The sequence below is a fragment of the Flavobacterium sp. W21_SRS_FM6 genome, from assembly GCF_052119645.1.
Classification (GTDB): domain Bacteria; phylum Pseudomonadota; class Gammaproteobacteria; order Enterobacterales; family Alteromonadaceae; genus Paraglaciecola.
Genome location: NZ_JBGQOM010000033.1, coordinates 1 through 1,068, shown reverse-complemented (window position 1 = coordinate 1,068; position 1,068 = coordinate 1). Strand labels below are relative to the sequence as shown.

Sequence of the window (1,068 nt, the reverse complement as noted above, 5' to 3'; positions counted from 1 at the left end):
AACGGGTTAGTGTTAACGACTGGCTCAATATGGATCTTATTCGAAGCTATCCCTAGGCTTTCAGCACCCGAAATGCCACAGGTGGAAGGCATGTTGTTGCTGTCAATTTTTGGCATCGCCGTAAATGGTTTTGCCGCGTATAAACTCAGCGAAGGGAATTCTTTAAACGAGCGTATCTTAAACTGGCACTTGTTAGAGGATGTATTGGGTTGGGTGGCAGTGCTGATCGTATCGATTGTGCTGATGTTCAAGTCATGGGCGATCTTGGATCCCATTTTATCTATTGGCTTTACATTATTCATTTTATTCAATGTCGTCAGAAATCTAAAAGAAACCTTATTGTTATTCTTGCAAGCCACGCCAGATATTACGCAGATGGAGGAAGTGCGTAAAGTGCTCATGTCAAACGCTGATGTGGCGGATATACATCATTTTCATATTTGGTCGTTGGACGGTGAACATAGCGTCATGACCGTACATGTGGCGTTGAAAAAAGATGTTTCTGTTTCTCAATTGAGAACACTCAAAGACGAACTTCGCCACGGACTTGATGAGTTTGATTTTGTGCACACTACCATTGAAATTGAATTTGCCAATGAAGATTGTCGAGATGAGTAATGTTAGGATTGAAATACTTTGTTGCGGTTGGTCGATTGGTCTTAGTTCGATAAGCTGTTAACATAAAAATGATGAGAGTAGATAGATATGTTTAGTGTGAGGGTGGCAAGTTACCTGTTGATTTCGCTGATTTTGTTTCAGTCGTTTTCGGCTGTCGCCAATTCCTTGGATTTTCATGCTATCGACTCGCAACATCTAAGCGAAATACACGAACATCAAGCGGGAGATAACACCGCTTCTGCGAATACGCATGTTCAATTACAATCTAACGAACAAGCCGATACTAATAACGTCACCGTAGATATTTCTCACAATCCCGCTGATTGCCACCACTGTGGTCATTGTCACGGAACCCATGCCCAATGGCTTGGACACATCAATGGTATCGAACTCGATGCTGTTACCACCCATCACGGTTTCTATTACTTATCAAAAGTAATAGATGCACCG

General features: G+C 42.1%; 2 protein-coding genes. Both read left to right on the top strand.

Annotated features, from left to right (window positions below; translation table 11 throughout):
• The coding region (locus ACEN2L_RS20715; RefSeq protein WP_441745971.1) for a cation diffusion facilitator family transporter at window positions 1-618 on the top strand (618 nt) is incomplete at its 5' end.
• 87 nt (window positions 619-705) lie between these two features.
• Window positions 706-1,068: hypothetical protein (locus ACEN2L_RS20710; RefSeq protein ID WP_441745970.1), on the top strand; the 363-nt coding region annotated here is incomplete at its 3' end.